The sequence below is a fragment of the Nostoc sp. NMS4 genome, from assembly GCF_017115095.1.
GTDB lineage: Bacteria > Cyanobacteriota > Cyanobacteriia > Cyanobacteriales > Nostocaceae > Nostoc.
This window is the reverse complement of record NZ_JABXKI010000178.1, coordinates 1-24,140: the sequence shown is the minus strand read 5'-3', so window position 1 is coordinate 24,140 and position 24,140 is coordinate 1. Positions and strand designations below refer to the sequence as shown.

30 protein-coding genes and 1 pseudogene are annotated in these 24,140 nt (G+C 40.7%); 21 read left to right on the top strand and 10 right to left on the bottom strand.

Annotation, left to right across the window (positions count from 1 at the left end):
* The first annotated feature begins 327 nt into the window (after window positions 1-327).
* The 6 genes from HWQ37_RS15235 (at window position 328) to mtnA (ending at window position 6,219) form a co-directional block, all read left to right on the top strand.
* The gene (locus tag HWQ37_RS15235; protein ID WP_292748445.1) at window positions 328-636 is read left to right on the top strand and encodes a KGK domain-containing protein; all 309 of its coding nucleotides are present in this window, start codon (window positions 328-330) and stop codon (window positions 634-636) included.
* 151 nt (window positions 637-787) lie between these two features.
* Window positions 788-1,486: a Uma2 family endonuclease gene (locus HWQ37_RS15230; protein ID WP_292748444.1), complete on the top strand. Its 699-nt coding sequence runs from the start codon at window positions 788-790 to the stop codon at window positions 1,484-1,486.
* Between the two features lie 51 nt (window positions 1,487-1,537).
* Window positions 1,538-1,789 carry a hypothetical protein gene (locus HWQ37_RS15225; protein WP_292748443.1) on the top strand — a complete coding sequence of 84 codons (252 nt, stop codon included), beginning with the start codon at window positions 1,538-1,540 and terminating at the stop codon, window positions 1,787-1,789.
* Between the two features lie 347 nt (window positions 1,790-2,136).
* Window positions 2,137-4,044: a 1-deoxy-D-xylulose-5-phosphate synthase gene (gene dxs, locus HWQ37_RS15220; protein WP_292748442.1), complete on the top strand. Its 1,908-nt coding sequence runs from the start codon at window positions 2,137-2,139 to the stop codon at window positions 4,042-4,044.
* Between the two features lie 152 nt (window positions 4,045-4,196).
* The gene (locus HWQ37_RS15215; RefSeq protein ID WP_292748441.1) at window positions 4,197-4,928 is read left to right on the top strand and encodes a class I SAM-dependent methyltransferase; all 732 of its coding nucleotides are present in this window, start codon (window positions 4,197-4,199) and stop codon (window positions 4,926-4,928) included.
* A 229-nt stretch (window positions 4,929-5,157) separates the two neighbouring features.
* The gene (mtnA, locus tag HWQ37_RS15210; RefSeq protein ID WP_292748440.1) at window positions 5,158-6,219 is read left to right on the top strand and encodes an S-methyl-5-thioribose-1-phosphate isomerase; all 1,062 of its coding nucleotides are present in this window, start codon (window positions 5,158-5,160) and stop codon (window positions 6,217-6,219) included.
* Between the two features lie 75 nt (window positions 6,220-6,294).
* Here mtnA and HWQ37_RS15205 read toward each other — a convergent pair whose 3' ends face one another.
* The 3 genes from HWQ37_RS15205 to HWQ37_RS15195 form a co-directional block, all read right to left on the bottom strand.
* Window positions 6,295-6,726 (bottom strand): type II toxin-antitoxin system VapC family toxin, encoded by a 432-nt coding sequence (locus tag HWQ37_RS15205; RefSeq protein ID WP_292748439.1) that lies wholly within the window; start codon window positions 6,724-6,726, stop codon window positions 6,295-6,297.
* A complete protein-coding gene (locus tag HWQ37_RS15200; RefSeq protein WP_292748438.1) occupies window positions 6,726-7,016 on the bottom strand; it encodes a hypothetical protein in 291 nt (96 codons plus the stop codon). The genes HWQ37_RS15205 and HWQ37_RS15200 overlap by 1 nt, the downstream gene beginning before the upstream one ends.
* A 267-nt stretch (window positions 7,017-7,283) precedes the next feature.
* Complete coding sequence (locus HWQ37_RS15195) at window positions 7,284-8,705, bottom strand: NADP-dependent isocitrate dehydrogenase (protein ID WP_292748437.1); 1,422 nt, start codon at window positions 8,703-8,705, stop codon at window positions 7,284-7,286.
* Window positions 8,706-8,981: 276 nt separating this feature from the next.
* Here HWQ37_RS15195 and HWQ37_RS15190 point away from each other — a divergent pair, with 276 nt between their 5' ends.
* From HWQ37_RS15190 to HWQ37_RS15165, 6 genes are all read left to right on the top strand, one after another.
* Window positions 8,982-9,710: a GUN4 domain-containing protein gene (locus HWQ37_RS15190; RefSeq protein WP_292748435.1), complete on the top strand. Its 729-nt coding sequence runs from the start codon at window positions 8,982-8,984 to the stop codon at window positions 9,708-9,710.
* Between the two features lie 28 nt (window positions 9,711-9,738).
* Window positions 9,739-9,957: a type II toxin-antitoxin system HicB family antitoxin gene (locus tag HWQ37_RS15185; protein ID WP_292748434.1), complete on the top strand. Its 219-nt coding sequence runs from the start codon at window positions 9,739-9,741 to the stop codon at window positions 9,955-9,957.
* Between the two features lie 7 nt (window positions 9,958-9,964).
* Window positions 9,965-10,237, top strand: a complete 273-nt coding sequence (locus tag HWQ37_RS15180; protein ID WP_292748433.1) for a BrnT family toxin — start codon at window positions 9,965-9,967, stop codon at window positions 10,235-10,237.
* 7 nt (window positions 10,238-10,244) lie between these two features.
* Window positions 10,245-10,493, top strand: coding sequence for a hypothetical protein (locus tag HWQ37_RS15175; protein WP_292748432.1), 249 nt, complete (start codon window positions 10,245-10,247; stop codon window positions 10,491-10,493).
* Between the two features lie 53 nt (window positions 10,494-10,546).
* The gene (locus HWQ37_RS15170; RefSeq protein WP_292748431.1) at window positions 10,547-11,668 is read left to right on the top strand and encodes an ABC transporter ATP-binding protein; all 1,122 of its coding nucleotides are present in this window, start codon (window positions 10,547-10,549) and stop codon (window positions 11,666-11,668) included.
* Window positions 11,669-11,989: 321 nt separating this feature from the next.
* Window positions 11,990-12,613, top strand: coding sequence for a Uma2 family endonuclease (locus tag HWQ37_RS15165; protein WP_292748446.1), 624 nt, complete (start codon window positions 11,990-11,992; stop codon window positions 12,611-12,613).
* Window positions 12,614-12,984: 371 nt separating this feature from the next.
* Here HWQ37_RS15165 and HWQ37_RS15160 read toward each other — a convergent pair whose 3' ends face one another.
* The gene (locus tag HWQ37_RS15160; protein ID WP_292748430.1) at window positions 12,985-13,203 is read right to left on the bottom strand and encodes a hypothetical protein; all 219 of its coding nucleotides are present in this window, start codon (window positions 13,201-13,203) and stop codon (window positions 12,985-12,987) included.
* Window positions 13,204-13,631: 428 nt separating this feature from the next.
* Between HWQ37_RS15160 and HWQ37_RS15155 the strand changes: the two genes are divergently transcribed.
* A complete protein-coding gene (locus HWQ37_RS15155) occupies window positions 13,632-14,435 on the top strand; it encodes a phospholipase D-like domain-containing protein (protein ID WP_292748429.1) in 804 nt (267 codons plus the stop codon).
* A gap of 56 nt (window positions 14,436-14,491) precedes the next feature.
* Here the strand turns inward: HWQ37_RS15155 and HWQ37_RS15150 are convergent, their stop codons facing one another.
* Window positions 14,492-14,827 carry a helix-turn-helix domain-containing transcriptional regulator gene (locus HWQ37_RS15150; RefSeq protein ID WP_292748428.1) on the bottom strand — a complete coding sequence of 112 codons (336 nt, stop codon included), beginning with the start codon at window positions 14,825-14,827 and terminating at the stop codon, window positions 14,492-14,494.
* 5 nt (window positions 14,828-14,832) lie between these two features.
* Window positions 14,833-15,186 (bottom strand): type II toxin-antitoxin system RelE/ParE family toxin, encoded by a 354-nt coding sequence (locus HWQ37_RS15145; protein WP_292748427.1) that lies wholly within the window; start codon window positions 15,184-15,186, stop codon window positions 14,833-14,835.
* 314 nt (window positions 15,187-15,500) lie between these two features.
* Between HWQ37_RS15145 and HWQ37_RS15140 the strand changes: the two genes are divergently transcribed.
* Together HWQ37_RS15140 and HWQ37_RS15135 are read left to right on the top strand one after the other, a co-directional pair.
* Window positions 15,501-15,701 carry a hypothetical protein gene (locus tag HWQ37_RS15140; RefSeq protein WP_292748426.1) on the top strand — a complete coding sequence of 67 codons (201 nt, stop codon included), beginning with the start codon at window positions 15,501-15,503 and terminating at the stop codon, window positions 15,699-15,701.
* A gap of 308 nt (window positions 15,702-16,009) precedes the next feature.
* On the top strand, window positions 16,010-16,789 hold the full coding sequence (locus HWQ37_RS15135; RefSeq protein WP_292748424.1) for a Fe-Mn family superoxide dismutase: 780 nt from the start codon (window positions 16,010-16,012) through the stop codon (window positions 16,787-16,789).
* 93 nt (window positions 16,790-16,882) lie between these two features.
* Here the strand turns inward: HWQ37_RS15135 and HWQ37_RS15130 are convergent, their stop codons facing one another.
* A complete protein-coding gene (locus HWQ37_RS15130; RefSeq protein ID WP_292748423.1) occupies window positions 16,883-17,026 on the bottom strand; it encodes a hypothetical protein in 144 nt (47 codons plus the stop codon).
* A 381-nt stretch (window positions 17,027-17,407) separates the two neighbouring features.
* On the opposite strand from HWQ37_RS15130, the gene HWQ37_RS15125 reads away from it, so the two are divergent.
* Window positions 17,408-18,289, top strand: coding sequence for an FG-GAP-like repeat-containing protein (locus HWQ37_RS15125; RefSeq protein ID WP_292748422.1), 882 nt, complete (start codon window positions 17,408-17,410; stop codon window positions 18,287-18,289).
* Window positions 18,290-18,453: 164 nt separating this feature from the next.
* Here the strand turns inward: HWQ37_RS15125 and rsmG are convergent, their stop codons facing one another.
* The gene (rsmG, locus tag HWQ37_RS15120; RefSeq protein WP_292748421.1) at window positions 18,454-19,191 is read right to left on the bottom strand and encodes a 16S rRNA (guanine(527)-N(7))-methyltransferase RsmG; all 738 of its coding nucleotides are present in this window, start codon (window positions 19,189-19,191) and stop codon (window positions 18,454-18,456) included.
* An 86-nt stretch (window positions 19,192-19,277) separates the two neighbouring features.
* Window positions 19,278-19,952 carry an ABC transporter ATP-binding protein gene (locus HWQ37_RS15115; RefSeq protein WP_292748420.1) on the bottom strand — a complete coding sequence of 225 codons (675 nt, stop codon included), beginning with the start codon at window positions 19,950-19,952 and terminating at the stop codon, window positions 19,278-19,280.
* A gap of 477 nt (window positions 19,953-20,429) precedes the next feature.
* Between HWQ37_RS15115 and HWQ37_RS15110 the strand changes: the two genes are divergently transcribed.
* The 3 genes from HWQ37_RS15110 to HWQ37_RS15100 all read left to right on the top strand — a co-directional run bounded on the left by HWQ37_RS15110 (window position 20,430) and on the right by HWQ37_RS15100 (window position 22,481).
* Window positions 20,430-21,389: a Sll0314/Alr1548 family TPR repeat-containing protein gene (locus HWQ37_RS15110; protein WP_292748419.1), complete on the top strand. Its 960-nt coding sequence runs from the start codon at window positions 20,430-20,432 to the stop codon at window positions 21,387-21,389.
* 202 nt (window positions 21,390-21,591) lie between these two features.
* Window positions 21,592-22,044, top strand: a complete 453-nt coding sequence (locus HWQ37_RS15105; RefSeq protein WP_292748418.1) for a DUF3531 family protein — start codon at window positions 21,592-21,594, stop codon at window positions 22,042-22,044.
* A 5-nt stretch (window positions 22,045-22,049) separates the two neighbouring features.
* Window positions 22,050-22,481, top strand: a complete 432-nt coding sequence (locus HWQ37_RS15100) for an NUDIX hydrolase (RefSeq protein WP_292748417.1) — start codon at window positions 22,050-22,052, stop codon at window positions 22,479-22,481.
* 1 nt (window position 22,482) lies between these two features.
* Here the strand turns inward: HWQ37_RS15100 and HWQ37_RS15095 are convergent.
* Window positions 22,483-22,683 (bottom strand): annotated as a pseudogene (locus tag HWQ37_RS15095) (toxin-antitoxin system HicB family antitoxin); the annotation flags it as partial.
* Window positions 22,684-22,812: 129 nt separating this feature from the next.
* On the opposite strand from HWQ37_RS15095, the gene HWQ37_RS15090 reads away from it, so the two are divergent.
* On the top strand, window positions 22,813-23,094 hold the full coding sequence (locus tag HWQ37_RS15090; RefSeq protein ID WP_292748415.1) for a DEAD/DEAH box helicase family protein: 282 nt from the start codon (window positions 22,813-22,815) through the stop codon (window positions 23,092-23,094).
* Between the two features lie 52 nt (window positions 23,095-23,146).
* Window positions 23,147-24,140, top strand: a 994-nt coding sequence (locus HWQ37_RS15085; RefSeq protein ID WP_292748414.1) for a DEAD/DEAH box helicase, incomplete at its 3' end; no start/stop codon positions are given.

Sequence of the window (24,140 nt, the reverse complement as noted above, 5' to 3'; positions counted from 1 at the left end):
ATTCTAGTTCCCCTTCTCCCATGTTTGGGAGAAGGGGTTAGGGGATGAGGGCTATTCAGGATGTTGGGTTACGCAAAGCCTCCAACGCCACTTGCTACAACGCGGGGAACCCGCGCAACGCAGTGGCTCCCCAACCTACAATTTTTTTTGCAACATTCATTTTAGCGTGAAACTTAGTCCACGGAGGTGGACTTTGTTTGTGTAGTAGCGAATTATATTCGCCCAATACTTTTCAAACATCCTCATGACTAATGACCAAATTATCATTTTATTTCGGATGAACTGTTATATGTCTGGAAAATATAGATTTATTGACAGGAGATTTTTATGGAAGATGGATTTGAGAGACTAAATCACGATGAAGTTGTGTCTATAGAACCAGACACTTTTAATAAGTTAAATATTGCTAAAACTTTTAAAGTCCGTGATTTGATTACAGCAATTAAGGAATATGTTGGAGCAGTAGAAAAAGATGAAGTAAATTTGTATACCCAAGGATTAAATTGTGAAGTTTTACAATTTAGTACTTTGGGATGGAAAAAAGGAAAAGTTAGGCTTGCTTTAGAATTTTGTCCTGATGAATCGGAATCACCACTTGATGAAATTTTTCAAAAACTCAAACAAGTGGAAAACTAATACCCAATGAGCAAAAGATTCTCGACTTCTTTAATAAGTCGGGAATCTGAACCTCTTGATGTTTGCAAATAAAATAGGATGTGCTGAATTGCGATCGAAATTTATTAATAAAATAAAGATGTACTAATAACTGAGGAAGAGTAAACCCATCATGCTAAAGTACGATCCATTAGCTTGTTTGCCCTCATCTGAGGAACTGCCAGACTCTGACGATACCCCAGTGGATAACGAATTACAAGATTTGATTCCCGGTTTACTTAAAGCGCTTTTGGCAATGGCTTGGCCAGAACGCATGGATTGGTTTTTTGGCGTAGATATGGGTATTTATTATGACCCAGATTTACCAGCAATAGTCCCAGATGGGTTTTTGAGTTTGGGCGTAGAGCGATTTTATGATGAAAACCTCCGCCCCAGTTATGTGCTTTGGGAAGAGAAGAAATTACCAATATTAGTGTTGGAGGTAGTATCTAAAACATACCGTGGTGAGTACTCGACCAAAAAAGCAGAGTATGCAAGATTGGGAATTTTGTATTATGTAGTTTACAACCCATTTCGTCGCCGCAAGCCACGTTTAGAAGTTTACAAATTAGTTAACAATGCTTATGAATTACATGATGTTAATCCAGTTTGGTTGCCAGAAATAGATTTAGGAATTGGCATCGAACGAGGAACTTATCTAGGTGTAACACGGGAGTGGATGTATTGGTATAACCAACAAGGACAACGCTTTTTAACACCAGAAGAACAGGCAAAGCTTGCTCAACAAGAAGCACAGGAAGCATTACGACGCGTCCAATTGTTAGCAGAACGGTTGCGATCGCTCGGCATAGATCCTGATTCTCTGTCCTGAATAACTAAGCTGTTCCACATTATAACTTGCTATCTAAATGTTTTTGCAAAAATGGGATGCTCCCGTAATCGAGTAGCTTTAGATACATATTTTTTAGAGTTATGGGAACTAGCGATCGCTGATAAAATTAGCTGTTGTCACGCCACAATAGAAGAAACTATTGTTAAATATTTACCAGCAATTATGCTAGATACAACAGATTTCAAGTTGGTGAGGTATACAAAGATTCGTCTGTTACCCAGGTATAAAGCGTATTTTATTCCTGAATCGATAATTCTGAATTCTGAATTCTGCTGTATATAGCTAGAAGTAAAATATTTGACCTTCTTTTCTACTAACTTAAGATGGGAAAATCGAGTAATCTGCTTAGGCAATTTCCGCAAATTACTCTTAAAAAACTTGTTTTTATATACGGGTTACAGACAATTTTTCAGTAGCATTACTCATGAAAAAATGTGTTATAACTTTAACTGATTGCGACCTTTTTTGACGAATTGTTAATGGTTAACAGATTTTTCAGCATGATCAATTAAGAAGTTATACTTTCCACTACAACTTAGTAACAATGTAAGACTTTGATTCTGTGAACAACCCGACCGTGGGAAAATCAAAATACCGAAACTCGAAGTTAGAGAGGAAAACCTTATAATATGCATCTGAGCGAAATCACCCATCCTAATCAGTTGCACGGTTTATCTGTTCGCCAACTACAACAGATTGCCCGTCAGATTCGAGATAAGCATCTTCAAACAGTAGCAGTTAATGGTGGACACTTGGGGCCAGGGTTGGGTGTTGTCGAATTAACACTAGGACTTTACCAAACACTGGACTTAGATCGGGATAAAGTGATTTGGGATGTAGGACACCAAGCTTATCCCCACAAACTGCTTACAGGACGTTACGATCGCTTCCACACCCTCAGACAAAAAGACGGAGTTGCAGGTTATCTCAAACGGGGCGAAAACAAGTTCGATCACTTTGGGGCTGGACACGCTTCTACAAGTATTTCAGCCGCATTGGGCATGGCTTTGGCGCGAGACTTGAAAGGGGAAAAATTTAAAGCCGTTGCTGTGATTGGCGATGGGGCACTAACTGGCGGTATGGCTTTAGAAGCCATCAATCATGCCGGACACATGCCGAAAACTAACCTGTTGGTTGTTCTCAATGACAACGACATGTCCATCTCTCGCAACGTCGGCGCGATTCCCCGCTATCTAAACAAAATGCGCCTCAGCCAACCGGTGCAATTTATTAAAGATAATCTTGAAGAACAGTTTAAGCAAATTCCCTTCGTGGGCGAATCCCTCTCACCCGAACTCGGACGCATCAAAGAAGGTATGAAGCGTTTGGCTGTTCCAAAGGTAGGTGCAGTTTTTGAAGAACTTGGCTTTACCTATATTGGGCCAGTCGATGGGCATAATCTCGAAGAATTGATTGCTACCTTCCAACAAGCACATCAGATACCAGGCCCAGTTTTGGTACACGTGGCAACAGTGAAAGGCAAAGGTTATGAAATTGCCGAACTAGATCAAGTTGGCTACCACGCCCAAAGCCCTTTCAACGTCGCAACAGGCAAAGCGATTCCTTCAAATAAACCCAAACCCCCGGCTTATGCCAAAGTCTTTTCTCACACTCTGGTAAAACTTGCCGAACAAAACCCCAAAATTGTCGGGATTACTGCGGCGATGGCAACGGGGACAGGTTTAGATAAACTTCAAGCAAAACTGCCGAATCAATATATTGATGTCGGCATTGCAGAACAACACGCGATTACCCTAGCAGCAGGACTTGCAACCGAGGGAATGCGCCCCGTTGCGGTTATTTATTCCACCTTCCTACAACGCGCCTACGACCAGATAATTCATGATGTCTGCATCCAAAATCTGCCAGTATTCTTTTGCTTAGATCGGGCAGGAATTGTTGGTGCTGATGGTCCCACCCACCAAGGTATGTATGATATTGCCTATCTGCGTTGTATTCCCAACATGGCAATCATGGCCCCCAAAGACGAGGCAGAACTGCAAAGCATGATAGTAACTGGCGTTAATCATACCAGTGGGCCGATCGCAATGCGCTACCCTCGTGGCAATGGTTACGGCGTTCCCTTAATGGAAGAAGGTTGGGAACCTTTGGAAATCGGTAAAGGCGAGATTCTGCGGACAGGCGATGATGTGTTAATCGTTGCTTATGGAACAATGGTCTATCCAGGAATGCAAGCTGCGGAAATTCTCAGCGAACATGGCATTGAAGCAACTGTAATTAATGCCCGTTTCGTTAAGCCTTTGGATACCGAGTTGATTTTGCCTTTAGCGAAGAAAATCGGTCGTGTTGTCACTTTAGAAGAAGGCTGTGTGATGGGTGGATTTGGTAGTGCGATCGCCGAAGCTTTACTAGATGCAGATATTCTGGTTCCTGTCAAGCGATTCGGTGTACCAGATGTATTGGTAGATCATGCTGAACCGAATGAATCTAAGACAGAACTCGGTTTAACTAGTCATCAAATAGCAGAGAGAGTCTTGCAAGCTTTCTTTAAGCAGCAAGTATCGGCTGTGGTTTAGTTAATTCTTTGTAAGATGAATCGCCCACACCTGAGTAAATGCAAGTTACTTCTTTGGTAGTGGGCGATCGCTCTTAAATTCATCTCAAATTTGATTGGAATTTTTATGCCAGTTTTTTCTTTGTGGGTTTCATAAATATAAGTGAGGTTTTGATGATTAAAAATCTGGTTCCTGAACGCAAAACATCGGAAGAAGAACGTTTTCAAGACGACTATTATTCTTACTTTGAAGCACCGGAAAATGCTACACGATATATACCGACTGCTTCTTTTCTGGATAATGTGTTTAAAGATGAATCATTCTCTTTATTAGATTTAGGATGCGGTAACGGAGCTTTAAGCAAATATTTACCTGCTCGATGTGACTACCTTGGAATCGATCACAGTGATTCTGCTATTGAATACTGTTTAAAAGCTTACCCTAATAGAAAGTTTATTAATAATGATTTATCAAATTTTTTGTCTCAACTTGCTGATAAAAATCAAAAATTTGATGCAGTTGTGTTAGCAGGTTTGTTATTTCACAGCGTTAACAAGGAAACTGAAGAAAAAAAAGACGATCAAGAAATTATTCAATTCTGTATAGATAAAATAATAAGTAAAAGAGGATATATTTTCATTGTTGTGCCTTTTTGCTATGGAGATCATCCATCTCACACTCTGTTTGTTAGAGCAGAATGGCTACAAAAGTCAGTAGAAAAAATGCTAAAAATTGCTAATGCAAAAATCGTTCACGAAAATATCTCTCTCCAAATCGGTTTACATGAAAAAGTTCGACAGCAAAAGGCAATTCCTGACTGGTTTATTACCGATAGCAATACCGATTATTCCAGTATCTTTGTTGGAACATATATGGCAAGCTTAACAGTTATTGCCTCACTTTAAGTTTTTTATCTTCCCGATGTCTTTATTAAGGCAAAAATAGAGGAAATCAAGTTGTTTTTTTACCCTTTCGAGGTTAAAAAACTCTTGATAAATCCTATTTTTTACCTTCAGAAAATCCTGCTGTTTGACTACCAAAGCCGAAAGCAGGATCTCAGGTATCATCTGCTGGCATTTCCATCCTTTGCAATTAAAGTAAGAAAATATTGCCTATCCACTAATTACTTTTTTTATGACACCTCCAACAAACCAGGTTTATCCCGTTATTTGGCACAATGACTCAGTGTCACTAATTGACCAAACGCGCCTACCAAACAAATATACATTTGTGGAAATTCACCGCAGTGAAGATATGGCGCGGGCGATTAAAACTATGATTGTGCGGGGTGCGCCGGCAATTGGTGTAGCTGCGGCTTATGGAATGTATCTTGGTGCAAGGGAAATTGAAACCAGCGATCGCACCGAATTTTTGCAACAATTAGATAAAGTAGCCCAGTTGTTACGTTCGACTCGTCCGACGGCGGTAAATTTATTTTGGGCAATTAGCCGAACGATCAAAGCCGCTAACGAAACGCTGGGAACGGTAGAAGACATTAAGCAAATCCTTTTCCAAACAGCGCAAGCAATCAACATCGAAGATTTACAAACCTGTCAAGCGATCGGCGATAATGGTTTGGCAGTCTTACCCAATACCCCAGAAAAGCTGACGTTGCTTACTCACTGCAACGCTGGGGCATTAGCTACTGCTGGATATGGCACTGCTTTAGGTGTTGTGCGTTCCGCTTGGAGGGAAGGACGTTTAGAACGTTTATTTGCCGATGAAACCCGTCCCCGTTTGCAAGGCGCAAAACTCACCACTTGGGAATGTGTGCAAGAAGGTATTCCAGTGACATTAATTACTGATAATATGGCAGCCCATTGTATGAAACAGGGTTTGATTCATGCTGTAGTTGTGGGTGCCGATCGCATTGCTGCTAATGGTGACACTGCTAATAAAATTGGTACATACAGTGTTGCGATCGCAGCTAAAGCTCACAATATCCCCTTCTTTGTCGCTGCACCCCTTTCCACCGTTGATTTTGAATTAGCCGATGGCAGCAAAATTCCCATCGAAGAACGCGAACCAACAGAAATTTATCAAGTTGGTGATACCATTCTCACACCTGCGGGTGTAGATTTTTACAACCCAGCTTTTGATGTGACTCCGGCTGAGTTAATTACAGCCATCATTACAGAAAATGGAGCGATCGCGCCTGGGAAATTGGTGAAATCACAGCTAAAGCAAGTAGTGTAATTGACACTCTCCGATCTAAAGACGCAGAAATTCTGATTTTATCTTGGTGATGCAAAACTGTGGCTACAAGAACCCTTAAGAAGACGTTTCTTCATCGGCAACGACCAAATCCACTCGACATCTTGTAGCCGCTTCCGCTAGCCGAGTATCAATTGTTGCCAATGGCAATCCCAACCGCAATGCTAATTCTAAATAAGCTGCGTCATAAGCTGCTAAACCTTCCTGTCGCCCTAGCACCAGCGTTGCACCCAATGCGTTTGCATCTGTAGCAATATCAACCTGGATTAATAGTGACTGTAACAAAGTAATAGCTTCCTCAGATTGTTCTTGAGTTATGCGGTTACGCCGTTCAGCCACCAGTAGAACATTAGCAATCTCCAGTGACCAGATTCCCGGTACAAATGCTTCAGCATCCGGCATTATTGCTAGTATGGCATTTGCAGTCGGGTTATTTTCATCCACCAAACACCAGCTAATTGCTACAGAACAATCCAAAACAAACTGCATTAAAATCTTCGCCCCTCTTCAATCATGGAGCGGATTGACGTTTTATCCAATGCTACTTCTCGCCGCAGTTGTTGCATCCTGGTAATTGCATTTCTTATTGATTGTTTTGTTGTGGGTTTTCCCCAAGCGTTATATTGTGGTTTCGCTTCCTCAGATGTTACAACTTCTGCATCAGCTAACGGCTGTATAACTACCACTACCTCAACAGAAGTATCTTTTAAATCAGTGGGTGTATGGATTTGCAATATCCCATCTGCCCCAATATGCGATCGCAACTTCATCGTTTCCATGTCCCCATCCAGTAACTCGTACTTAATAATTTTGGGAAATACCTTAATTATGCTGCTAGTCTCTTCACACGCTCGCGCTCATAGGGGAAGTATGAAGCAACTAGGGCAAAGAAAGCATCAAGAAGTGGGAACCACCCACAAGGGGTGGTTCTGGAACCTTCCTCCAAAAATGTCAAAACTGCTACGTTAATTACGAGCTAGATGATGTAGAAACCTCTAGCTTAGGAGTTCGTGCAGCGTGTCGCAGACAAGCCAGCTAGAGATAGTTCATCCAAAATGCTGAATAATTGCCTCGCCAAATTCAGAACATTTTAAGGGTTCAACTGGTGGTTCTAGTAACCGAGCTAAATCGTAGGTTACTTGACTATTTGCGATCGCATCGCTTAAACCTTTCTTAATTAGGTCTGCGGCTTCTTGCCAACCCATAAATTCCAGCATCATCACGCCAGATAAAATCACTGAACCAGGATTAATCCGATCTAAACCGGCGTGTTTGGGTGCAGTACCGTGGGTAGCTTCAAATATGGCGCTAGAATCACCAATATTTGCCCCTGGCCCCATTCCCAATCCCCCAACAATGGCGGCGGCGGCATCAGACAAATAATCGCCGTTCAAGTTCATTGTCGCCAAAATCGAATACTCATCCGGTCTGGTTTGGATTTGTTGAAAAATACTGTCAGCAATCCGGTCATTTACCAAAACTTTCTCTTTCCATTTACCATCACCGTGGGTTGCCCAAATTGTGTTAAGAACAGTTTCAACTTCCTTGACAACTTGCGCTTTCTTGTCTGGAGTCAGATTATCAAACCCAGGTTCAATCTGGTGGGCATTTTCTTCCAAGGAAATATTCGGATTTTTTTCCTTGTTACTCAAAATCCAAGATTCTTGTTCAGTGACAGTTTCTTGGCGAAATTCACTGGTTGCTAGTTCATAACCCCAATCGCGGAAAGCGCCTTCGGTGTACTTCATAATGTTCCCTTTATGCACCAAAGTCACTTGTTGCTTGTTTTTGGGCAATAGCAAGGCGTGTTTGATGGCACGTCTAACTAGGCGTTGGGAACCAGTTTTGCTGATCGGTTTGATGCCAATACCAGAATCCAGAGGAATGCGTTTTTTCCCATGTTCTGGGGTGGCGGGGATTAGTTCTTCGTTAAGAATTTTAATTAAGCGATCGCCAATTTCGCTACCTTGTCGCCACTCAATGCCTAAATAAATATCTTCTGTATTTTCCCGATAAACAATTACATCCAGCTTTTCGGGATTTTTGTGGGGTGAGGGTGTACCTGCATAATAACGGCAAGGACGCACGCAAGCATACAAGTCAAAAATTTGCCGTAATGCCACATTTAAAGAACGAATTCCCCCCCCAATGGGAGTAGTCAAAGGCCCTTTAATTGCGACACCATATTCTTGAATTGCCGTGAGTGTATCTTGAGGTAAATACTGATAAGTGCCGTATAAATCGCAAGCTTCGTCCCCAGCGTAAACCTTGAACCAGCTAATTTGACGCTGACCCTTATACGCCTTGGCGACAGCAGCATCGAGAACTTTTTGGGTAGCAGGCCAGATGTCTATACCTGTACCATCGCCGCGAATAAAAGGGATAATTGGATTATCCGGTACGATTGGTTCACCATTTTTGAAGGTGATTTTTGCTCCGGCTGCCGGGGGGGTAATCTTTTCGTACATTGTTCACACACTCCTAATCGATACGCTGCTAGTCAACAAAACCTTATGTGGCGCGCTTGTATATTTTGCTATGTCTTTTGTTCACCAAGCCATAAGGCACAGATTTTCCCCCTATTCCCCTTGTACATTATTTGGGAATTAAGTGTGGGATTTCAGTGAAGCGATCGCAATTTTGTACGATCAAAAAATAGTAAACTACTTTTCGCTATCAGTGCTTCACCTTGGAGGAGCCAGATAGCTTACCACTCTTTCACTGACCGCTAAAACGAGAATGGCATGACAGACCCAATGATTTTATCAGGCCCTGCAAATGACATCGACTCCCTGCGACGACCGTTAATCGCTGGGTCTGAAAAAGTCCAACAACAGATAATCCCACAGTTAGCTGAGTTGGGTAATGAGGGATTAGACGTGTTGATGGAATTTTTACTGAAACGACGCGAGAACCCAGCAACTTGGATTGATGGCAAAGCTTACCAAGTCCTCTATAACTCTGATGCACCCCAAGCTCAAGAGTTTTTGCGCTCCTGTTTTCCTGAAGGAATTGTACCTCTAAAATCAGAGTGCGGGATTAACTATAATTCTTTGCAACAGCTACTTGCTGTTCAAGACTTCCAAGCAGCCGATCGCGTCACCATCGAAAAAATGTGTGAACTATCAGGGCCAACGGCTGTACAACGAAAATGGTTGTATTTTACTGAGGTAGAAAATACCTCGGCTGTTGACTTACAAACCATTAACAATCTCTGGTTAGTCCACTCGGAAGGTAAATTTGGCTTTTCAGTGCAGCGAGAAATCTGGTTGAGTTTGGGTAAAAATTGGGAGAATTTCTGGCCAAAAATTGGCTGGAAAGCAGGTAATATCTGGACGCGATACCCCAACGAGTTTACCTGGGATTTGAGTGCGCCTAGAGGTCACTTACCCCTGTCTAATCAACTTCGGGGGGTACGAGTCTTTGCTTCTTTACTCTCTCACCCTGCTTGGTTGAAAAATCCAGAAAAATAATGATTTTGAGCTTACGTACAAATAGATTATGATCAATCCCACTAACCGAGAATTCTACGTCATCATTGAACGGGATGAAGATGGTTACTATGTCGGAGAAGTCCCTCAGCTACAAGCCTGTTACAGTCAAGGAGAAACAATTGATGAGTTGATGGCTAACATTAAAGAAGTAATTGAACTTTGTTTAGAAACAAAAATTGAAGAAGAAATACCAGAATTTATAGGTATTCAAAAGGTAGTAATTTAATAATTTCATGAAGTTTGAGTGGGACGAAAACAAAGCAGCAAGAAATATTTTAAAACATCAGGTTTCGTTTGAAGAAGCCAAAACTGTTTTCGATGATCCGCTCTATGTTGAGTTCTATGATCCAGACCACTCTGATGATGAGGAGCGTTACCTTATTATTGGAGAGTCCAGTCGTACACGCTTACTAATTGTGTCGTACACGGAGAGAGAAAATTGGATTCGTCTTATTAGTGCAAGAGAAGTAACGCGATCCGAGCGAAAAATATATGAAGAAGGGTAAGCCAGAAATGGAAGACGATCTCCGATCAGAATATGATTTAAAGAGTCTAAGGGTCAGAAAGTTCGGCCCTGAACGAAAAAGCTTTGGTAAGACAACAATTCGTTTAGAACCTGATGTTGCAGAGGTTTTTCCCAATGCCGATGCAGTGAATGAGGCTCTAAGATTTCTGATTAGAGTTGTGCAGGACAAGCAAGTTTCTGCACTTACAAAGCAGCCTCACAGTTCCTCGGAGGTGGCGGATAAAAGCCCTGAGTAGTGAGTTGGAGGTTAATTACCGCAGATCCCAAACTAAAAATATCAAATTGGATAATGGCAAACGTTCGTCTAGAAGATATTAAACGTAGATTCAATAACGTCACCGCTATTGAAGATATTACCTTTGAAATTCCTGATGGCGAGTTTTGGGTTTTAGTCGGACCATCGGGTTGTGGAAAGTCTACAATTTTGCGAACGATCGCAGGTTTAGAAACCGCTACATCTGGTAAACTCTTTATTGGCGATCGCTTGGTGAATAATATCCCAGCCAGACAAAGGGATGTGGCGATGGTGTTCCAAAACTACGCTCTCTATCCTCACATGAGCGTGGCGCAAAACATCGGCTTTGGTTTGCAAATGCGGAAGGTTGACCGCAAAATAATTCAAGAACGGGTGATAAATGTGGCGCGATCGCTTTCTCTGGATCACCTGCTGGATCGTAAACCCAAACAACTCTCTGGGGGACAGCAACAACGGGTAGCATTAGGGAGAGCGATCGCTCGTGAACCACAAGTTTTTTTACTTGATGAACCTTTATCTAATTTAGATGCCCAATTACGCGATGATACCAGGGCAGAATTGAAACAGTTACATCAAGAATTAGGCATTACAACTATTTACGTTACTCACGATCAAGTTGAAGCCATGACTTTGGCTGATAAAATTGTCGTGCTAAATCGTGGACGGATTCAACAAATTGGCGATCCCCAAACTATTTATGCAAATCCTGCTAATCAGATGGTGGCAAGTTTTTTAGGTAGTCCACCAATGAATATTTTACCTGCAATCTATCAAAATAATCATTTTGATGTGAGTGGGCAGTTATTAGCAATTCCAGCAGTTGTAAGGGAAAAATTACAATTGCGTCAAGGACACAGTTATGACTTGGGGATTCGTCCAGAGCATATTTTTATTAACGTAGACGCTTCGGCTTGCCGCAGGCTACCGCCAAATAGCCAAGAAGGAAACGAGAGTCAACTGGTTGTAGAAGTGAAATTGGTGGAACCTTTGGGAAGGGAAACTTTGATTCGTGCTGGCTTACCTGGTTCGGCGGTGATGTTGAATATTCAGGTAGGTGGGGATGTGCGTCCGCGTCCAAGCGATCGCCTTTCTCTACAACTAGATTTAAATCAGTTGTTTGTATTTGATCCCAAAACTGGGGACAGAATATTATAAGCGCTTCGGAGTGTAAAATATAATTGTTTTGTGTGCGATTGTTGTAATTGGTGGCGAGGGATAGGTTAGCGATCGCATCCAGAATCATCACCACACCGCCGTTAATCCAATTTTTGACCCTAACTCTGACCTTGCCCTTGCGTCGTGCGATCGCGGTCATTTGTTAATCAAATAGCGAAAAATTGCTGTATCTCTTGCTGAGTAAGAACCTTGGCGCGTCCATGCCGATTTACTTTCACCTTTGGCCGCTACACCCCGTTAACTCTTAATTTTCAGGTTACAGCAGTGAGAAGTGTTTATATCCATAATCAGGATGAAATAATGATTCAATCACTACAAAAACTATTTACATTTGATGAATATTTAGATTTTTTAGAAACACAACCGGAAAACATTCGTTATGAATTACACGATGGAGATATTATTCAAATGCCACCACCATCAGGTAAACACGAGCAAATAGTAGCATTTTTAACAATGATGTTAGGGTATGAGTGTCTTCGTCTTAAACTTAATTACGGTATACCTAAAACCGCTACAGTCAAGCCAGAAAAGAAAATGTCAGGGTACTATCCTGATGTTTTGTTAATGAATTTTTCTAACTTGGGTAATGAACCATTATGGGAGAAACAATCTATCCTTAGTAAACCAGCTTCAATTCCATTAGTGATTGAAGTCGTCAGTACTAACTGGAGAGATGATTATCATAAAAAGTTTGCCGATTATGAAGAAATGGGTATTCAAGAATATTGGATTGTGGATTATGCTGCTTTAGGTAGCAAGGAATTGATAGGCGACCCCAAACAGCCAACAATCACAATTTACTCTTTAAGTGATGAGGGTGAATATCGTAGTAAACAGTTTAGAGGAGACAATCGTATAGAGTCGCCAACATTTCCAGATTTAAATCTAACTGTTGAACAAATTTTTTCAGTGCGTTATTGATAAAAACTTATTCGCCGCGCTGATAATCGTCAAAAAGAATGCTGAGGATGATTTGCGATCGCTCTTAGAGAATAGTGCGAGTAGTTTTAAATAAATCTTAGAGGTTTGAAAGCCTCACAACCTACCTCTAGCAATAGTTTAGGGTAGGTTTATTAAATTGGCGATACTTGGTTATTTTTTTAGCAAAAATCAACTTTTCAGTCAATGTCGTCAAACGCGCATTTCCCGACATTGTGGAATCACACAACAATCTAAACCACTTTCTCTAGCTCACCCGTCGCTGGAAACATACAACAAGCTAAATCTCAACAAAACCCTCAAATACTAAGCATTCTGAGGGTTTTGTTATGTGAGAAATACTGATCTAAAAGTTACCAGTTAAACGCTTTTTTGATGCCATAAGCTGCCAACCCTATAACAGCACCCACTGCTACAACTGGAGCTGCACCAATACCAATCGCAATACCAGCAGCAGGAGCGAGTACACCAATACCCCCTAATGTAGCGGCAGCACCACCTCCTAGCACAGCACCACCTGCTGCAAATCCTGCTGCTTCTCCTAAATTATTATCATCATTTTTTGTACTCATTATTAGCACCTCAATGTTTTCTGTATCTATTCTCTCTAGCGGTAGCTTTTTATGCAATAGTATTCTTACTGTACTGAAGATAATTTTTTATGAACTAAATTCCCACTCGCTGGGGATATTAATTGAATGGAAACGAAAGTTGCTGTTTAGTCATAGTGCGGATATGGTTTAAAATTCTCACTCGCTGGGGATATTAATTGAAAGACACCTTAAACGAGTCAGGCTTACCCGACGACGCGCTGTAAAAAATTCCCCATTACTCACCTTAAAACCCTTGTGTTGCGTCTTGCAGCAAGGGTTTATTTTTTGGTGGTTGGGTGCGATCGTAGAAAGGGAGGTTTTTTACAAAATCACGTTAAGTTTTATTTCTATGAACAGCTATTTATTAACAAAATTGGGAACACTAAATTACTCAAAGGTCTATGGAGATGTTTAGTCAAATGTCGAATTTATCGGGTATTGAAAGAATCAAACTAGAAAAATTATTAGAGATGTCAAGTGGCTACGTTCTTAATTTTTCAGATAGAACATTTGATGATTATGTTCTAGAAAATACAGGTCTTAATATATATGAAGATAAATACATTGGCGCAGGTACATCAAAAGCAAAGAGGCTCAGATCATTTTGGAGACTAGAATCTAATCATATTGTTGGAAAATTGTTATTAGCTCTTTTAGAATATTGGAAATCCAGAAATACGTCTGATGATTTTTATCAGATAACAGAAGATAAGCAAAAATTGTTTGATGAATGTTTTCAAATCTCTCAAAGATTGGTGAATGATACACAGCTTGAAGAAATTCAAAACTCAACCTCAAATATCCTTTTTGAGAAAATTCAGAACGAAATAATCAAAGAAATTGAACAAGCTAAATTTACAATTTGGATTGCAGTGGCTTGGTTTACAGATAAGAAAATACTTGATAAATTAATTGTCAAAAAACAGGAAGGTTTAAACATACAGTTAATTATTTGTGATGACGAAATAAATAATAATTCTGGTCTAGATTATACAAATTTTGAAACTTATAAAGTACCAAAAACCGGAAAATATGAAAATATAATGCATAACAAGTTTTGTGTGATTGACTTGAATAGAGTTATTCACGGTTCATATAACTGGACTAATAAAGCTAAATTTAATGGTGAAACAATTGATAATTCTTTGAATCGTCAAGAAGCAGAAAAATTCGCCGAGCAATTTATTAAATTAAAAAGGTTAGCATCATAATAAGAAAATTTGATAATAGATAAACCTTAAAATAAGGAATTGCCATTATCAAGTTTTTAATTGCAACCAACTATTGTACTAACCTTGATATCAACGATATCAACATTTAATTTTTTACGAAGAACGTTAAAAATTGCTGTTAAATTATCCATAGTAGGATTTCCTTTTGCAGAAAGCATCCTATGAAGACTTTTACTTGGTTTAGAAGTTTCAATTGCAAGTTCTTCAAAACCTACAGTCCCATTCACAAGTTCTTTCAATATAAGTCTTGCAGTGTCTGGTTCACCATTAACGAAAAGAGTAATTGCTTCCTTAAATAAAGCTGTTGCAAATTCAGGATCATGTTGAACTCTTAAGTTAACTGTTTCTTTAAAGTCTCTAGTAAGTTCCATATTAGCTACCTCTTCTTAGACCCTTTGCCTTTCTCTTCACTAGATTCTTTTTTTCTGTTTTTGTACTCTTCGTACAATTCCTTAGCCCGATCAATATCAGCTTCCTGAGTTTTCTTTGTTCCGCCACCAAATAAGACTATAAGTTGCTTGCCTTCTTGAGCAAGATAAATTCGATATCCAGGCCCCCAATTGATTTTATACTCGCCAATTCCGTCAAACCATTTTACATTCGATGTATTGCCCAACTCAAGTCGTGACTTAGCCACTGTCACTTTAACCGCAAGAAAAGTATCTAAGCTATCGAACCATTCTTTATAAGGACTAGAACCATCTTCTTTAATGTATTCTTGAACTTTCATACTACACACGACTATATAGTAACTTATATGTTACTATCTGTCAAGCCAGAAAACATACGTCGCCTACGCGAGTTGATGAACAATTCCGAAAGCGATAACGATGACTAGCCAAAAGCCGTTATAACCATATCTGAAAAGTCCCTGTTGTGCGATCCGCAGTCGCTAGCAAGGGAGACGCGGCAACGCCGCCGTCGTCAGCAACGTAGTTGCCAGTCAAGCCACCGCGCCCAATTCAATTCGTAAGATGACCACGCGGCGATCGCACCCCAACATCTAAGAATTTTCCAATATCCAATCATGCACATAATCAGAAAATGACAGAAAGAGAAGTTTCCCCGGCATCTCTCGAAAATTTGAAATTAGGAGCGGCACGATGTAAGGGCAAGGTGAGAGTTACGGTAACGATACTTCCACAAACTAAGAAATGGCTAGCGCGTGGTGGTAACGTTAGCGAACGAATTGATGAGGTGGTGCGGCGAATTATCGCTGGTGAGCTTGTGAAAAAATGGGATTAACGGCGGTGTGGTAATGATTCTGGATGCGATCGCTAACCTATCCCTCGCCACCAATTACATCGCTGGTGAGCTTGTGAAAAAATTGGATTAACGGCGGTGTGGTAATGATTCTGGATGCGATCGCTAACCTATCCCTCGCCACCAATTACAGCGATCGCACACAAAAAAATTATATTTTATACTCCGAAGCGCTTATAAATAGTTTCTTAAACTGCCAGAAATAATCACAATTAACAATTTTTTGTAGCCAAAATCTAAGAAAATAAAAACGGCAATAGAGACTTAATGGATTAGCTGCAAAAACTTATATGGCTATTAATCGACGTAATTTCTTGTTTTTATTCACAGCAGGTGTGGGTACTTTTGCATTAGATGCTTGTGCATCAGCAGAGACATCTCCTGAGAGAAACACTGCAATTCCTGAAACAACACCAAACACAATAGCAAATACAACACCAAATAAACCAGGTACTATCCAACTCCCGCCTTTAGCTTACGCCTACGAAGCACTAGAACCACACATCGATGCCAAAACGATGCAGTTTCACCACGATAAACACCACGCAACTTATGTAAAAAACCTGAATGCAGCGTTAGCCAAACACCCAGAACTCAAAGGCAAAACTGTTGAAGAACTGTTACAAAAACTTGACAATGTACCACAAGATATTCGTAAAGCAGTACGCAATAATGGCGGTGGTCACGTTAACCACTCAATGTTCTGGAAAATTATGAAGCCGAAAGGTGGGGGAGAACCAACAGGAAATATAGCCTCAGCGATTAATCAAAATTTTGGCTCTTTTGCAGCATTCAAAAAACAGTTTAACGAGGCTGGGGCTAGTCGTTTTGGTAGTGGTTGGGTTTGGCTAGTACGTAACAAAGGCGGGAAGTTAGAAGTGACAACTACAGCTAATCAAGATAGTCCCTTAAGTGCAGGTAAATATCCCATCCTGGGTAATGATGTCTGGGAACACGCATATTATCTAAATTACCAAAATCGCCGCGCCGATTATTTAGATGCTTGGTGGAATGTGCTTAACTGGGATGAAATTAATCAGCGCTTTGCAACAGCAAGTAAACTTGCCTAAAACCAGACAATAATTTAAAGTTATAGGTGCGTAAAACTGGCAACAGAAAAAATATTCTACTGCCAGTTTTTTGATGCGAGTTCCTAACACTAATTAAAAAAAGAATGCGACAAATAGACCATTTGTAGAGACGCGATTCATCGCGTCTTTACCCAAGGATGTGTTGCAATCATTAATTGAATTGGTACGAGACATAAAAAGCGATTCCCAATCCAAAATCAAAATCCAAAATGGCATAAAACCCTACCCCTTAGCAAAGAGAGGAAAGACAAGTGTAGTTTTAGCTTGGTGGGTTGTTGTTTGTGATTTATGCAACAGGTCTGTTTTTTGAAAATAACTCACTTTAATAATTAGTCTCCTTGAACCATTGCACTTATTTTTTTTATTTTTTGGAGATTTAATATAGCTTGATTTTACGTAAAAAATCTGCATATATCTCAACAAATATTGTAAGTAAGCTTACATTGCTAATGCTAGTATTACTGATGCTAGCGGTTATATAAGATTGCAATTAAAGATTGCATCATCACAATCCATAAAACTGGAATCTTTCTTTAAAATGTTCAATTTGAATAAAAACATTCTTGAGTCATTTTAATTATAAGGAGAATATTCATCATGAAGATTAGTTCCAAATTATTCACGCTTGCTTTAACTGTTCCATTATTACTTGGAATTTTCAATTTTAAAGCACAAGCTGAAGTTACAAGACAGTGGGGTGTCGGTGGCGATATTCCCGTTCCCGGCGATTATGATAATGATGGTATAACTGATTACGCAGTCTGGCGACCAAGTAATGGGACTTGGTATGTAATTAACAGTTCTACAGGTCTAGTAGTTACAAGACAATGGGGTGTCGGTGGCGATATTCCCGTTCCTGGGGATTATGATGGCGATCGCAGAACTGATTTTGCAGTCTGGCGACCGAGTAATGGCACTTGGTATATAATTAACAGTTCTACAGGTGTAGCAGTCACAAGACAATGGGGCATAGCTGGCGATATTCCTGCCCCTGGCAGATACGATAATGATGGTAAAACTGATTTTGCAGTCTGGCGACCGAGTAATGGGACTTGGTATGTAATTAACAGTTCTACAGGTCTAGCAGTCACGAGACAATGGGGCGTAGGTGGCGATATTCCCGTTCCCGGTGATTATGATAATGATGGTAGGAATGATTTTGCAGTCTGGCGACCGAGTAATGGAACCTGGTATGTAATTAACAGTTCTACAGGTCTAGTAGTCACGAGACAATGGGGCGTAGGTGGTGATATTCCTGCCCCTGGCAAATACGATAATGACGGTAGAACTGATTTTGCAGTCTGGCGACCGAGTAATGGGACTTGGTATGTAATTAACAGTTCTACAGGTTTGGCAATTACTAGACAATGGGGCGTAGGTGGTGATATTCCTGCCCCTGGCAATTATGATTTCTCTATTAGGAATGACTTCGCAGTATGGCGACCAAGTAATGGCACTTGGTATATTTCTGGGAATTAACCAAACTTTGGGGGTTTAAGTCCCCTGCCTAATTCGCGCAGCGCGTTTTGTGACGGGGATTTAGACCCCGACACAAAACGTAATTGCGAATTGCGTTAGCGAAGCGGTAGCGAGTCATCGAGCGTCATTGCGAATTGCGAATTGGTTTAATACTTCGCTTCCCCTCAAAGAGGCTTTTGAGTAGGTACACCTATAGGACGAGGAAAATTAGCTGGTGTGTTAGCTACCTTACGCAAATATACACAGTGGCGGATGCTGTGACTCAGGGGTGTTGTAAATTGTTCAATTGATTCAATCACGCCACCCAACTGGTTCACAGCATTCTGCAAAGCAGTTGTTTCATCCTCTGTCCAATTACCGCGATAAATTATCGCTAAACCTCCCTGTTTGAGGAGTGGTAGGGTATATTCTGCACAGACAGAGGCTGCCCCTACAGCACGAATCAATGCAATATCATAAGCTAGTCGATGCTGGGGGTGTTGACCGATTTCTTCTGCCCTGCCAACAAGAGTTTTGGCATTGGTAAGGGCAAGCTCATTTAATATATTGTCGAGAAAAGTAATTTTTTTCCGAGTGGAATCGAGAAGAGTAATTGTGCAATTAGGTACTGTAATTGTCACTGGAATACCTGGAAAACCTGCACCTGTACCAATATCGATGAGAGCAGGGTAAGCAGGGGAGAAATTTGCTGATAATAACAGAGGTGCAATCCCTCGCAAAGAATCCCAGAGATGTTTTTCCCAAAACTCTTGGGGATCAGTGATCCGAGTTAAATTAAGTTGGCGATTAGCTTCTAGGATTAACTCATAAAGCTTTTGAAATTGTGCTTTCTGTTGGACAGTTGGTTGCCAATTGAGAGTTTGCTGCCAGATTTCTGCCATCTCAGGCAATAAGTTTGTCATTTGTCATTTGTCATTTGTCATTTGTCATTTGTCATTTGTCATTTGTCATGGAGCATAGTTATTCTCCTTCTCCCCCTGCTCCCTGCTCATACCACTGGTAGAGGTTCTTTAACTTGGGATTCTAGTGTCTTTGGGTCTACTGATTGTAATTCACCGTGGTTAAGTGTCCAGCAACGGTCTGCGATCGCTAATAGATCCCCAGCATCATGTGTCACGATTAACAATGTCCAATGTTGTTTCAGTTTCGCTAATAAATTTACCAGTTGCCGACGCATTGACCAATCTAAACCAGCAGTGGGTTCATCCAATAACAGTAAATTTGGTTGGCGAATCAATTGCACTGCTAAAGCTAAACGCCTCTGTTGTCCACCACTCAAAGCATGGGGAGCAGCAGAAAGTGATAAATGTTCTAATCCCACCTCAGTTAGGGCTTGTCTAACTCGTTCTGACCCTAACTCAGGATGTCCTAAACGCAATTCTTCTAAAATTGAACCACCGCAAAAGTGCCGCTCTGGAAACTGAAATACTAACCCAGCTAATTGTTGTAACTGTTCGGCTATAAGTTCTTGTTCCCGCCAGAAGAGAGCGCCAGTAGTGGGTTCGGCTAGTCCTGACAAAATTTCTAGTAAGGTACTTTTACCAGAACCACTTGGGCCAATAATCAGACCTAGCTGCTGGGGTGCTAATTCTAAATTGATCGATTTGAGAATCGCTGTTGGACACGCTGTAGGATGATAATTTACATTTCGGAGATAAAGCATTTGTTAAGATTACCAAAAAGTCAGCAAATTACTGATTAGCTACACTGAGAGTATCTGGAAAATTCTGAAAAAATTTATCGAATAGAATTCAGGAGTCAGAATTCAGAATTCAGAATGAATTTTGACTGAAAAAGCGGTGCTTCGCAGTGTTAGCGAGTCCGCGTACTCTGTAAAAGTTGCAAGCTACGCTTTTAGCGTCTTGTAGAGAGCGTCTTGATTCTGACTTCTGACTTCTGAATTCTTCTCCAAAGCGCACTACCTGGATTAACACCTTAATTTAGCAGCAAGAATCATTTACTTTTTCTCCATTGTGGCAGACTAAGCCTGAAATAATGGCTAGAGCAAGCCTGGAAACATGGAAAGATTAGCAATATATAAGAAAATTTTGGTTGAAGCAAAGGCAAGTTGAAATTAACCATTTTTGCATTCTAAGTAACACATACAACTATTTCAACCGCAATTCTTCTGAGGGTTAAAATGACTAAAAGGTTTTCTTCGCCTCGATTAGTAGTGTCTGCTAAAGTCACTACCTTTGCCCAGACTGTTTTTGCAGCTGCGATCGCCTTTGGCGTTGCCCCTTGGGCGATCGCACTGAATTTTGGGGTAAATCCCTCTCTGGCTGGCGATCCATTTCGCAATCGTGAACCTCATCAAATTGGCGACCAAACCGAAGCAGCCTTTAAAGCGATTTTCCAGCAGGGCAATTATCCAGCAGCAGATCGTTATCTGCAACAAGCACTATCCAAAGAGCCAAATGAACCTCTAGCTTATGCGATGAAGGCATCTTTAGCATACGGAAATAAGGATTGGGCTAAACTTGACACATACAGTCACAAAACTCTAGAAACAGGACAAAAACTGATTCCTAGCGATCCCTTGCGTGGTAATTTATACACTGCTGTTGGTCATTTTTTAGAAGGTGCAGTAGTTATCAGCCGTGAGGGTACTGTCAACGGTTTGCCGCAAGCCTTTAGTCGGTTGCGACAAGTTTATGAATATTTAGACAAAGCCGAAGCAATTTCTGCCAACGATCCAGAACTGAATTTAATCAAGGGTTATATGGATTTATTATTGGCGGTTAATTTGCCTTTTGCTAGCCCAGATCAGGCAATTGGACGTTTAGAACAAAATGCTTCTCCTCGGTATTTAGTGGATCGGGGTATTGCTCTTGCTTACCGCGATTTAAAACAGTACTCACAGGCACTAGAGTATGTCAATCGGGCAGTTACAACTACATCAGATAATCCAGAAATTTATTATCTCAAAGCCCAAATCCTTAAACAACTGGGGCAAAAAGAAAAAAGCCAGCAAATTATCCAAGAAGCGATCGCTAATTTTGACAAAGCATTGACTAAAAAATCCCAACTCCCAGGCGATTTAGTTAAACAAATTGAGCGTGAACGCAGCAGGGCTGTTAGCTTGAAGAATCCTGGATAGTTGGGCATTGGGCATGGGGGATGAGGGAGATGAGGGAGACAAGGGAGACAAGGAGATAAACAAAACTCCTAACTCCTAACTCTTAACTCCTAACTCTTAACTCCTAACTCCTAACTCCTAACTCTTAACTCAGCACTCCTAACGCCCATTCCCTATTTTGATATGCTTATTTGCAGAAGAGTAATTGAGATATTAGACCAAAATGGAGATTCAGTTCCGCGAAATTAATCCTTTTGATATGTGGATTTGGCTGAAATTCAGCACAAACCCTTCTGCGCGTGAAAAGCAGTATGTAGAAGAAGTTTTCAATTCTTGGTTTTATCTGGGTAAATTGGGTGCATTTAATGCAGAGAATCTTCAGGTGCAGGACACTGGACTCGATATCAGCTACATGAATTATGATGAACAAGGGTATGACAAAAGCTTACTAGCACTGATGCATAACATCGGTGAGTTTGAATATGAGGGACAGTGGGGGCGTTGTTGGTTTGACTTAGGAACCAGTGATGCGATCGCATTGGATATTTTAATCAACGCTCTCACACAGCTAAGTCAGGAATATGTCACCATTGAAGAATTGTACATCGGTGGCGAAAATTCAGATTGGCCTATTGAGGATAGCGAAAGTCGTCCTCAGTCCATCTACGATAATTAACAAAAATGAATAAAGCAGGGGAAATTCGGGTAATAGCCTTGGGACTAATTCGCAATGGCGAACGCATATTTCTTTCTGAAGGCTACGATCCCGTAAAACAAGAAACATTTTATCGTGCTTTGGGCGGTGGTGTTGAATTTGGCGAAACCAGCCGCGCCGCCTTAGAACGGGAGTTTCAAGAAGAAATTCAGGCAGACTTAACGAATATTAAATATCTAGGTTGTATAGAGAACCTGTTTACATTTAATGGTAGGCAAGGTCATGAAATTATTCAGCTTTATCAATGTGACTTTGTTGATTCCAAATTTTATCAACTGGAAAGTTTAGTTTTTTCCGAATCACAACATCATAAACATAGAGCGTTATGGATAGATATCTCTCGCTTAAAATCTGGGGAATTCAGATTAGTACCTGAAGTATTTTTTGAATATTTATAAATCATCTGGAAATTGCACTCAACAAAGACAAAATATACTGGTTGAGACTAACGCCTTCCCGTTCAGAAGTCTCAGCTAAACGTCGATGTAAAGATTTCGGCATCCGTAGTAGTAGTTTACCGCTATAGCTATCATTATTACTTGGTAAGGGAATATTATCGCCTACTTCATAAGCTGTCTCAATCCACAATTCCCGCGCCTCATAAGATGCGGCTGCCAGTTGCTAGACGACTTTGCTGCTGACCATGTGATTCCTTACTCTGTGAGCAAGCAAACCAATTTTCACCAAATGTAAGCATTATGTCACAAATGTAATAGGGAGAAAGGTGCAATGCAATTGAGAAAACACCAAGCTGATATGCTGCAAATTTGTGAACAAATTAGAGCTGAAGTTAGCAGCGTTAGAACAATTATTGTCAGCGTAACTCCAGGAGGTGGTAAAAGTTTCTTACCAGTAATTGCTGCCGCTCGTTTAATTCCAACTGTAGCTGATGCCATCTGTTGGATTGCACCGCGTCAGTCACTACAGAAACAGGCTGAAGAGGCTTTTGCCGATGGTAGATTGAGGAATTTTTTGAGGCACAATCAATCATATTATTCGTTCTGCGACTAATGAACATAACCCATGTCGCGGTCTTTCTGGCTATGTTACAACTTATCAAGCCTTGAGTTTTGATCGAGCTACTCGCATTAACGCTCAAGAATTTGCTACGAAGCGATATATTTTATTTTTAGATGAAGTTCATCATGCTGAACTGGATAGCGCCACCCATGAAGCAATTCAACCTCTGGTAGATAGAGCAGAAGTTGTAATTTTAGGAAGTGGCACTTATGAACGTGGTAACAGTCAGCCTATTGCATTTTTACCTTATCAAAAAGTTCAGGGTGGAATCACTCTCAACCTTGAAAATTTGAATGATCCTAAAATTGCTGTGATTCGGTATACCCGCCGAGATGCTTTGGTTGAACATGCTATTATTCCACTGCATTTCCAACTTCTTGATTGTCGCGCTGAATGGATAGATAAGGAAGGCGAAGCTCGGACAATCGACAGTTTGGCAGAAGCTGGAGATGACAGTGGGGATGGTTTGCATACCGCTTTAAATACTGAATATGCTTTTGAGTTATTGAGGCGCTGTCTTGATGATTGGCAAGCTCATAGACAGTTAAATCGACGAGCCAGAATGCTGGTAGTAGCCGCCAACATTCCCAATGCCAAGCGTTTTATAGAGTGGCTTAAAGATATGAATGTTATGGCTGCTATCGCTACGAGTTCTGATTCCAAAGAAGCAAAAAAAGCAATTGAACGTTTCAAAACTCACGGTAAAAATGCTGTAGATATTTTAGTAACAGTGGCAATGGCATACGAGGGTTTAGATGTACCGGCTGTAACCCATATTGCTTGTTTGACCCATATTAGAAGTACTCCTTGGATTGAGCAAATGGTAACGCGGGCTGCGCGTGTTGATCGTGGCTCAGGCGCTCTAATCTATGAACACCAATTGGGATATATTTACGCTCCAGACGATCAATTATTTCAAGATTGTATTGCTAGTATTCAGGTGGAACAAGAACCGTTTTTAAGAGAACAACAAGAAAAACTCAGGAATCAATCAGTTGACTCTGGTAATGAACAAAACGAATCTAAGTTAACTATTA

Coding starts and splice junctions, on each gene's coding strand:
- dxs (WP_292748442.1), top strand. CDS start 2,137: ATGCATCTGAGCGAAATCACCCATCCTAATCAGTTGCACGGTTTATCT.
- HWQ37_RS15160 (WP_292748430.1), bottom strand. CDS start 13,203: ATGAGTACAAAAAATGATGATAATAATTTAGGAGAAGCAGCAGGATTT.
- rsmG (WP_292748421.1), bottom strand. CDS start 19,191: ATGACAAACTTATTGCCTGAGATGGCAGAAATCTGGCAGCAAACTCTC.
- HWQ37_RS15130 (WP_292748423.1), bottom strand. CDS start 17,026: ATGCCATTTTGGATTTTGATTTTGGATTGGGAATCGCTTTTTATGTCT.
- HWQ37_RS15110 (WP_292748419.1), top strand. CDS start 20,430: ATGACTAAAAGGTTTTCTTCGCCTCGATTAGTAGTGTCTGCTAAAGTC.
- HWQ37_RS15235 (WP_292748445.1), top strand. CDS start 328: ATGGAAGATGGATTTGAGAGACTAAATCACGATGAAGTTGTGTCTATA.
- HWQ37_RS15170 (WP_292748431.1), top strand. CDS start 10,547: ATGGCAAACGTTCGTCTAGAAGATATTAAACGTAGATTCAATAACGTC.
- HWQ37_RS15205 (WP_292748439.1), bottom strand. CDS start 6,726: ATGCAGTTTGTTTTGGATTGTTCTGTAGCAATTAGCTGGTGTTTGGTG.
- HWQ37_RS15190 (WP_292748435.1), top strand. CDS start 8,982: ATGACAGACCCAATGATTTTATCAGGCCCTGCAAATGACATCGACTCC.
- HWQ37_RS15185 (WP_292748434.1), top strand. CDS start 9,739: ATGATCAATCCCACTAACCGAGAATTCTACGTCATCATTGAACGGGAT.
- HWQ37_RS15140 (WP_292748426.1), top strand. CDS start 15,501: ATGACAGAAAGAGAAGTTTCCCCGGCATCTCTCGAAAATTTGAAATTA.
- HWQ37_RS15105 (WP_292748418.1), top strand. CDS start 21,592: ATGGAGATTCAGTTCCGCGAAATTAATCCTTTTGATATGTGGATTTGG.
- mtnA (WP_292748440.1), top strand. CDS start 5,158: ATGACACCTCCAACAAACCAGGTTTATCCCGTTATTTGGCACAATGAC.
- HWQ37_RS15195 (WP_292748437.1), bottom strand. CDS start 8,705: ATGTACGAAAAGATTACCCCCCCGGCAGCCGGAGCAAAAATCACCTTC.
- HWQ37_RS15150 (WP_292748428.1), bottom strand. CDS start 14,827: ATGGAACTTACTAGAGACTTTAAAGAAACAGTTAACTTAAGAGTTCAA.
- HWQ37_RS15225 (WP_292748443.1), top strand. CDS start 1,538: ATGGGATGCTCCCGTAATCGAGTAGCTTTAGATACATATTTTTTAGAG.
- HWQ37_RS15215 (WP_292748441.1), top strand. CDS start 4,197: ATGATTAAAAATCTGGTTCCTGAACGCAAAACATCGGAAGAAGAACGT.
- HWQ37_RS15230 (WP_292748444.1), top strand. CDS start 788: ATGCTAAAGTACGATCCATTAGCTTGTTTGCCCTCATCTGAGGAACTG.
- HWQ37_RS15200 (WP_292748438.1), bottom strand. CDS start 7,016: ATGGAAACGATGAAGTTGCGATCGCATATTGGGGCAGATGGGATATTG.
- HWQ37_RS15180 (WP_292748433.1), top strand. CDS start 9,965: ATGAAGTTTGAGTGGGACGAAAACAAAGCAGCAAGAAATATTTTAAAA.
- HWQ37_RS15125 (WP_292748422.1), top strand. CDS start 17,408: ATGAAGATTAGTTCCAAATTATTCACGCTTGCTTTAACTGTTCCATTA.
- HWQ37_RS15165 (WP_292748446.1), top strand. CDS start 11,990: ATGATTCAATCACTACAAAAACTATTTACATTTGATGAATATTTAGAT.
- HWQ37_RS15090 (WP_292748415.1), top strand. CDS start 22,813: ATGCAATTGAGAAAACACCAAGCTGATATGCTGCAAATTTGTGAACAA.
- HWQ37_RS15135 (WP_292748424.1), top strand. CDS start 16,010: ATGGCTATTAATCGACGTAATTTCTTGTTTTTATTCACAGCAGGTGTG.
- HWQ37_RS15100 (WP_292748417.1), top strand. CDS start 22,050: ATGAATAAAGCAGGGGAAATTCGGGTAATAGCCTTGGGACTAATTCGC.
- HWQ37_RS15155 (WP_292748429.1), top strand. CDS start 13,632: ATGTTTAGTCAAATGTCGAATTTATCGGGTATTGAAAGAATCAAACTA.
- HWQ37_RS15175 (WP_292748432.1), top strand. CDS start 10,245: ATGGAAGACGATCTCCGATCAGAATATGATTTAAAGAGTCTAAGGGTC.
- HWQ37_RS15115 (WP_292748420.1), bottom strand. CDS start 19,952: ATGCTTTATCTCCGAAATGTAAATTATCATCCTACAGCGTGTCCAACA.
- HWQ37_RS15145 (WP_292748427.1), bottom strand. CDS start 15,186: ATGAAAGTTCAAGAATACATTAAAGAAGATGGTTCTAGTCCTTATAAA.